This window comes from Nocardia sp. NPDC060220, from assembly GCF_042727815.1.
Classification (GTDB): Bacteria; Actinomycetota; Actinomycetes; order Mycobacteriales; family Mycobacteriaceae; genus Nocardia.
Genome location: NZ_JBHWZY010000338.1, coordinates 1 through 7,038 on the forward strand (window position 1 = coordinate 1; position 7,038 = coordinate 7,038).

Below are 7,038 nucleotides of genomic sequence, written 5' to 3' on the forward strand. Positions count from 1 at the left end.
GCCCTTTTTGATCGATTGTGACCGGCATCACAGAATTGCCCGGAACGGCGTGAAATAGTGGCACCGGACCCAGGGTTGTGATCGAGGAAGGCAATCGGACCGCGGTCCGGTTGCGGGGATGTTTCCGATTCGCAGACGAGGACACGATGACCGACACCGCTACCCGCCTGACTCCTACCGCCACCACCGACGAAACCACCGCCGCAGGCATCGGCCTGCTGGTGCTGCGCGTCGGCTTCGGTGGACTGATGGCCGCCTACGGAACCCAGAAGTTGTTCGGCTGGTTCAACGGACCAGGCTGGCGTGCCAATGCCGACGGCTTCACCGCCATGGGCTACAACCCCGGCGAACTCTTCGGCACCCTGGCCGGGCTCGCCGAACTGGTCGGTGGGCTGCTGCTGGTGCTCGGGCTGTTCACGCCGCTGGCCGCCGCCATCGTGCTCGGAACGATGATCAACGCCATCAACGTGTTGTGGAGCGGCGGGCTCTTCCCGGCGGATCCGTCGGTACCGGGGTTCACGACGCCGCTGCTGTTCGCGCTGGCCGCCGCGGCATTGGCGTTCACCGGACCGGGGCGTTTCTCGCTCGATGCCGGGCGGCCGTGGCAGCGCCAGGGTGTGGTGTGGGGCGGTGGGGCCGTGGCGCTCGCCGTCGTGGCCGCGGTGGTGACGTTGATCTTCAAGGCTGTGCTCTGATCCGACGCAGCAACGCTGATCGTCGAGAGGCGGCGCGGTGACCGGGGTTCGGTTGCCGCGCCGCCTCTTTCGCGCCGCCTCGAGCTGATTCGTCATCGCCCGTACGCCCGTGGTTCCACGGAGCACGCGCGGAGAGTCGGTGGCAGCGATTAACCTCGTGGCGGCGTCTGTACACAGCGGCGCCACGCATTGTCCGCGGATGGAAGAGGAGAGCTGCGATGAAGGCTTACGACCTGGGTTTCGGAGACTCGGCGGACAAACTGGCCGAGACGCCCGAGGGTGATCCGCTGGTGCTCGACGCGCCGGTGCGCTCCGGCTGGATCGGCAGTGAGGGACCGGCCATCGATCCGGCGACGTGGCCGCGCGGACCTGTCACCGGCCTGCCGATGATGCACGCGCTCACCCTGCGCCTGCCCACCGATTTCCAGCGTCGCGGACCCGGGTTCCCCGCCATCGCGCTCTTCCAGGGCGAGGGGCAGTTCGCCGGAACCGACGCGGTCGAGGCCGACGCCTCGTCGGACGATCCCCTTGCCCGCGATCTCGTGTCCACCCGCCTGCACCCGAAGTTGCAGATCATGCACGACGAGATCGGCGGCGCCTTCGCGCTGATCTGGCTGACCGACAAGGAATTCGCCGGCGGCCCCGTCGCCCCGCCCGCCGATGTTCGCAAGCCGGGTTCCCCGACCGCGAGCGATGAGGGCTGTAATGCGTGGGACGACGTGCACCCCACCGTCGGCGTCTGGCTCGCCGAGCGCATCGCCGACCCGAACGTGGGCGTTCCCCCGGTCGAATACGAGCCGAACACCAAGTACCAGGACCCGCTCACCGAGGATTCCGGCTGGACCACGTGGGCCGAGCCGCTCTTCGGCCGCTCCCACCTCGGCGGCACCGCCTTCCCCGTGCAGGCGCTGCCCGAGGGGTTGACCCCGTACTACCTGGAGATCGAGGAGATCTCCGGGATGAACTTCGGCGGCGGCAACGCCCAGCTCGATCTGGAGTCGGGCGTTTTCGATTGGTCCTGCGGGTAGTTCAGTTCATCATCGCCGGGCGGTCGTCGTCGGGGTGTGGGGCGGCGACGGCCCGGGTTTCGGGTGAAAGCTGTTCGGGGACAGCGAGATCGATGGCGGGCTCGATGGGGGCCGGGGGAAGTTTGCGGGCGCGGAGGCGCAGGGCGATGCCCGCGAGGGTGATCAGATAGATGATCACGTAGATGTTCATCAGGACCTGGGGCAGCGGCCACCACGGGGGGAGCAGGAAGGTGCCGACGCTCACCCAGGTGGGGGTGTAGGTGTAGGTCCAGGCGGCGATGGACAGGTAGAGCGCGGCCGCGGCGAGCCACCACGGCGCGCGGGTCTGAGCGCGGTGGATCAGGTAGACCAGCAGCGGAACGAACCACACCCAGTGGTGACCCCACGAATACGGGGAGACCGCGCAGGCGGTGAGGCCGCCGAGGGTGACCGAGAGCAGGGGTTCGCCCCGGCGGACCAGGACGGCGGCCAGCCACAGCGCGACCAGCGCGATCGGCACGGCGATCAACAGCCACAACCACACCGGCGCGGGGCCGTGGGTGAGGTGGGCGATGGCACCGCGCAGGGACTGGTTGGCGGGGTGGACATCCGGGGCGATGCGACCGGAATGGAAGAACGTCGACGTCCAGTATTGATACGAGTCGCTCGGCAGGATCAGCGCGGTCAGACCGATCGACGCGAGGAAGGTGAGAGCACCGGTCGCGGCCGCGCGCCACTGGCGTTGCGCCAGATACTGGGCGATGAAATACAGCGGAGTCAGCTTGATACCCGCGGCGATACCGACGCCGATGCCGCGCAACCTGCTGTTTTCGGCGCGGGAGAAATCCCACAGCACCACCAGCATCAGCACCAGATTGATCTGCCCGTAGTACAGCGTGGTACGCACCGGTTCGGCGAAGGTGCAGGCCAGGGTGAGCAGTGCGCTGACGGCGGCCAGCCCGGGGGTGGTGCGGTAGCCGAGCATCCGGAAGCTCTGCAGCACAACCCCGAACAGCACCAGCAGGTTGAGCACCATCCAGGTCGTGGTGACGTGCGCCCACGGCACCAGCAGTAGCGGCAGGAAGACCACGGCCGAGAACGGCGTGTAGGTGTAGAGCAGGCCATAGTGCGTCGGCTCGATGTAGAGCGCCCGTTCGTGCACGACCCGCCAGCCGCCGTCGCGGTAGATGTGCACGTCGAGACCACCGACGAGAATCCCGCCGCTGTCCATCCACGGATCCATGGTGGTGAACAGCAGCGTCACGCCTAAGGCTGCGGTACCGAGTAGCAGAAGAAGCGTCAGGGTCGTGCGCGGGAGTGCCACGCCTCGAGATCTCTCCGCCACGGCCGTACTACCGGCCGGCCCACATCGTATGCACGACTAAGAACCTACCGCGCCGGGTCGACGGCGCTCGGCGGCGGACCGACTTCGGTAGGAAAACGACATGAAAGCGGGCACGGCTGGCGGCGAACCGTTCTCGGCGTGCACGTTGCGGGCCGCCGCACCCGCCCGCACTCGCCCATCAGGCCGCCGGACGCAACGTCAGCATGGTGTCGGCGCCGTGGTGGAACTCATACCCGGTCTTTTGCAGGCAGGTGGCGATGCCCTTGTCGTGGAGTTCGGTACGCAGGTGGTCGATGAGGTCGTCGAGTGGGGCGCCGGTGTAGTCGAGCAGCGGGTAGACGCGGGTTTCGACGGTGGCGACGCGCGCCAGTTCGAGCAGGGCGGCCAGGTGGAAGTCGGCGTCGAGCCGGTCGGCGTAGCTGAACAGCAGGTGCGAGCTCAGGGCCAGGTCGAACGCGTCGTCGGGACACGGGAGTGAGGGTAACGAGCCGGCCAGATAGCGGTGGGGCGCGGCGCGCACGTCGTCGGCGAAGCGGGCGGCGGCGCCGCGGCGGATCGCGGCGTGTTCTGTCGTGGAGCCGTACCAGTCCCAGCGGTAGCGGTCGGCGTGGGAGTGTGCCCAGGCCACGGCGCGTTCGGTTTCGGGGGTCGCGCGGGCGGCCAATTCGGTCGGTGGGGTGGCGTAGATGGGATCGATCGCGGTGACTTCGGCACCCATGGCGCTTGCTTCGGCCGCGAAACTTGCTGCGCCACCGGGGCAATCGAGGACACGGCGCCCAGCCAGATCATCGTCGGAGAGATGGAACATCGCGCGGTACTCGGCCAAAGATCTTGCGCTGACCAGAAATTCGCCGAGTACCTCGCCATCGGCGTGGTGCATCATCACCACACGTTCTCACGTCTTGCGTTCGCACGCTCGCTGATTCACGAGTGTGGTCACCTCGATTGCAAGACTCGACCTGCAAGCGTCGGCTTCGCTCAGGCGGAGTCGGTGAGCCGGCGCAGTGCCTTGGCAACCACCTCGGGATCGCTGGTCTCCCAGTACGGCGGCAGCGAAGCGCGCAGGTAGCTGCCGTAGCGGGCGGTGGCGAGGCGGGAGTCGAGGATCGCGACCACGCCGCGGTCGTCGACGCTGCGCAGCAACCTGCCGGTGCCCTGGGCCAGCAGCAAGGCGGCGTGATTGGCGGCCACGGTCATGAAACCGTTGCCGCCGCGCGACTCCACCGCGCGCTGGCGCGCGGTGAGCAGCGGATCGTCGGGCCGGGGGAACGGAATGCGGTCCAGGATAACGAGACTCAGCGACGGGCCGGGCACGTCGACGCCCTGCCAGAGGGTGAGGGTGCCGAACAATGAGGTGGCCGGGTCGTCGGCGAACTTGCGCACCAGCGCGCCCATCGAATCGTCACCCTGGCACAGCACCGGGGTGTCGAGCCGCTCGCGCAGCGCCTCGGTGGCGGCCTTGGCGGCGCGCATCGAGGAGAACAGGCCGAGTGTACGGCCACCGGCGGCGGTGATGAGCTGTTCGATCTCGTCGAGATAGGCGGGCGAGAGGCCGTCGCGGCCCGGGGCGGGCAGGTGTTTGGCCACGTAGAGGATGCCGGACTTGGCGTGGTCGAACGGTGAACCCACGTCGAGGGCGTTCCAGCGCACCGATTCCAGGTCGGCGGGTGCGGTGGCGCCGTTGGCCATGGCCGCATCGACCTTGCCGCGTGACTGCGACGGCAGGCCCCAGGTGATCGCGAGCCCGTCGAACGAGCCGCCGATCTGCAGGGTGGCCGAGGTGAGTACGACTGTCGCGGTGCCGAACAGCCTGCTGCGCAGCAGGCCGCCGACCGAGAGCGGCGCCATCCGCAAGGTGCGGCGGGCGACGCCGCGCATCTCGTCGGCCGACAACCAGATGACATCGCGACGGGCGGCCGGGTCGGCTTCCTCGAACGCGGTGAGCGCGCGGACCGCGGCGTCGTGCACGTCGTCGATGGCGGCCACGGCCATGGTGCGGGCGGCGGCGTTGTCGGGGTCGTCCTGGGTTTTGACGGTGCCCTGCGGTGCGATGGCGGTGCGCGCGTTCCAGGCGGAATCGCGAACCAGGGCGAGCACCGGGGCGATGCCGTCGGGCATCTGGTCCCAGCGGCCGGGCGGCAGATCCTCCAGTGCCTGGTGGAAGGCCTCCGCGGCGCCCTCCAGGCGGTCTACCTCGCGTTCGTCGATCAGCTTGGTGCAGCGGCGGGCGGCCGCGCTGATCGCGGTCGCGGCCAGTTCGGCGGTGGCGACGCCGGTGACACGGTCGACCAGTTCGTGCGCCTCGTCGATCACCACCACATCGTGTTCGGGCAGGATCTGGATGCCGCTGATGGCGTCGATGGCCAGCAGCGCGTGGTTGGTGACCACCACATCGGCCTGGGCCGATTCCGCACGGGCCTTCTCGGCGAAACAGTCCTGGCCGAACTGGCAGCGGGACTTGCCGAGGCATTCGCGCGAGCCCACACTCACCTGGCGCCACGCGCGGTCGGTGACGCCGGGGGCGAGTTCGTCACGGTCGCCGGTCTCGGTGTCGGAGGCCCATTCGTTGAGGCGCTGGACTTCGCGGCCGAGGCGGGAGATGGCGAAGGCGTCGAACAGCTCGGCCTCGCCGCCGGTGTCTTCCGGGATCACGCTGTTGATCTTGTTCAGGCAGAGATAGTTGTTGCGGCCCTTGAGGATCGCGAACTTGGGTGCGCGGCCGAGCGGCTTGGTGAGTGCCTCGGCCAGGCGCGGCAGATCGCGGTCGACGAGCTGGCGTTGCAGCGCGATCGTGGCGGTGGAGACCACCACCGTGCGACCGGTACGGACCGCGTGCCGCAGGCTCGGGATGAGATAGGCCAGCGACTTGCCGGTGCCGGTGCCCGCCTGGACGGCCAGGTGCTCCTTGGTGTCGATCGCGTGGTCGACGGCGGTGGCCATGGTGGTCTGCCCGGTGCGTTCCTTGCCACCGAGGGCATGCACGGCGGTGACGAGCAGGTCGGCGACGGGAGGGAGTTCGGGCACGCTGGCAGCTTATCCGCACCCTCGGACAGGTTTGCCCGAGCGATGGCGAGCCCGGTCAGGACTCGCGGACGAAGTCGTCGATGTGATCGCGGACGTAGTCGAGGACTCGCTGTTCGAAATCCTCGGGTTCGTTGATGTCGTAGATCTCGTCGGGGTCTTCGGCGCGGTCGCCGGTGGGGCGGCGGATCTGGTCGGGGGTGGCGAGGGTCTGGTGTTCGTCTTCCCAGAAGCGGTCGAGGTCGTCGTTCGGGGAGCTGAGGGAGGCGTCGCGGGCGGCGATGATGGCCGCGGCGGCCAGTTGCGGCATGCCTGCTGCACGTAAACCTCTTGTGGCCCAGGGGAGTTCGCTGCGGCGGGTTTTCAGGTAGCTCGAGAAGCCCGCGTCGAGAACGCTTGTGTGCAGGCTCGACAGGGCCAGCAGGTGGGAGAAGGCCGGGGGGAGTTTGCCGAACGCGGCGATGCCGAGGCGCTGGAGGTCGTCGGTGGCCGGGTTCGACCAGAACACGGTGTCGGCGGCGTCGTGGATGCTGTCGGTCTCGGCGAGTGCCTTCGTCAGGGCGGATCGGGTGTGCGCCGGGAATCGATAGTCCATGGGGGAAGTATTCAGGGACGCAGCCCGACGCCCGCATCGCGGAGGGTGGTCAGGGCGGTCTCGGTGGTTTCGGGGGCGACGCCCGCGGTGAGATCGAGCAGGACGGTGGTGTCGAATCCGGCCTCGGCGGCGTCCAGCGCGGTGGCCCGAACACAGTGGTCGGTGGCGATGCCGACCACGTCCACGGCGTCGATGCCGCGAGCTCGGAGCCAATCGGTGAGAGAGGTGCCGTCCGCCGCCGCGCCTTCGAAGCCGGAGTAGGCGGCGGTGTACTCGCCCTTGGAGAACGTTTCCTGGATGGGCGAGACATCGAGCGCGGGATGGAAATCGGCGCCGGGGGTGCCCACTCGGCAGTGCGGCGGCCAGGAGTCGACG

Annotated in this window: 7 protein-coding genes; 2 read left to right on the plus strand and 5 right to left on the minus strand. The window is 68.7% G+C overall.

The features are described from left to right. Window positions 1-146: 146 nt before the first annotated feature. Window positions 147-695, plus strand: a complete 549-nt coding sequence (locus tag ACFWF3_RS18565) for a DoxX family protein (protein WP_379314612.1) — start codon at window positions 147-149, stop codon at window positions 693-695. Window positions 696-913: 218 nt separating this feature from the next. Then, a complete protein-coding gene (locus ACFWF3_RS18570; RefSeq protein WP_378996708.1) occupies window positions 914-1,723 on the plus strand; it encodes a hypothetical protein in 810 nt (269 codons plus the stop codon). Between the two features lies 1 nt (window position 1,724). Here the strand turns inward: ACFWF3_RS18570 and ACFWF3_RS18575 are convergent, their stop codons facing one another. From ACFWF3_RS18575 to ACFWF3_RS18595, 5 genes are all read right to left on the minus strand, one after another. Beyond that, window positions 1,725-2,966: a glycosyltransferase 87 family protein gene (locus ACFWF3_RS18575; protein ID WP_379314613.1), complete on the minus strand. Its 1,242-nt coding sequence runs from the start codon at window positions 2,964-2,966 to the stop codon at window positions 1,725-1,727. Between the two features lie 259 nt (window positions 2,967-3,225). Next, window positions 3,226-3,930 (minus strand): hypothetical protein, encoded by a 705-nt coding sequence (locus ACFWF3_RS18580; RefSeq protein ID WP_379314614.1) that lies wholly within the window; start codon window positions 3,928-3,930, stop codon window positions 3,226-3,228. Between the two features lie 95 nt (window positions 3,931-4,025). Next, window positions 4,026-6,071 carry an ATP-dependent DNA helicase gene (locus tag ACFWF3_RS18585; RefSeq protein ID WP_379314615.1) on the minus strand — a complete coding sequence of 682 codons (2,046 nt, stop codon included), beginning with the start codon at window positions 6,069-6,071 and terminating at the stop codon, window positions 4,026-4,028. A 55-nt stretch (window positions 6,072-6,126) separates the two neighbouring features. Beyond that, a complete protein-coding gene (locus tag ACFWF3_RS18590; RefSeq protein ID WP_379314616.1) occupies window positions 6,127-6,663 on the minus strand; it encodes a DUF4375 domain-containing protein in 537 nt (178 codons plus the stop codon). Between the two features lie 11 nt (window positions 6,664-6,674). Further along, the coding region (locus ACFWF3_RS18595) for an isochorismatase family protein (protein ID WP_379314617.1) at window positions 6,675-7,038 on the minus strand (364 nt) is incomplete at its 5' end.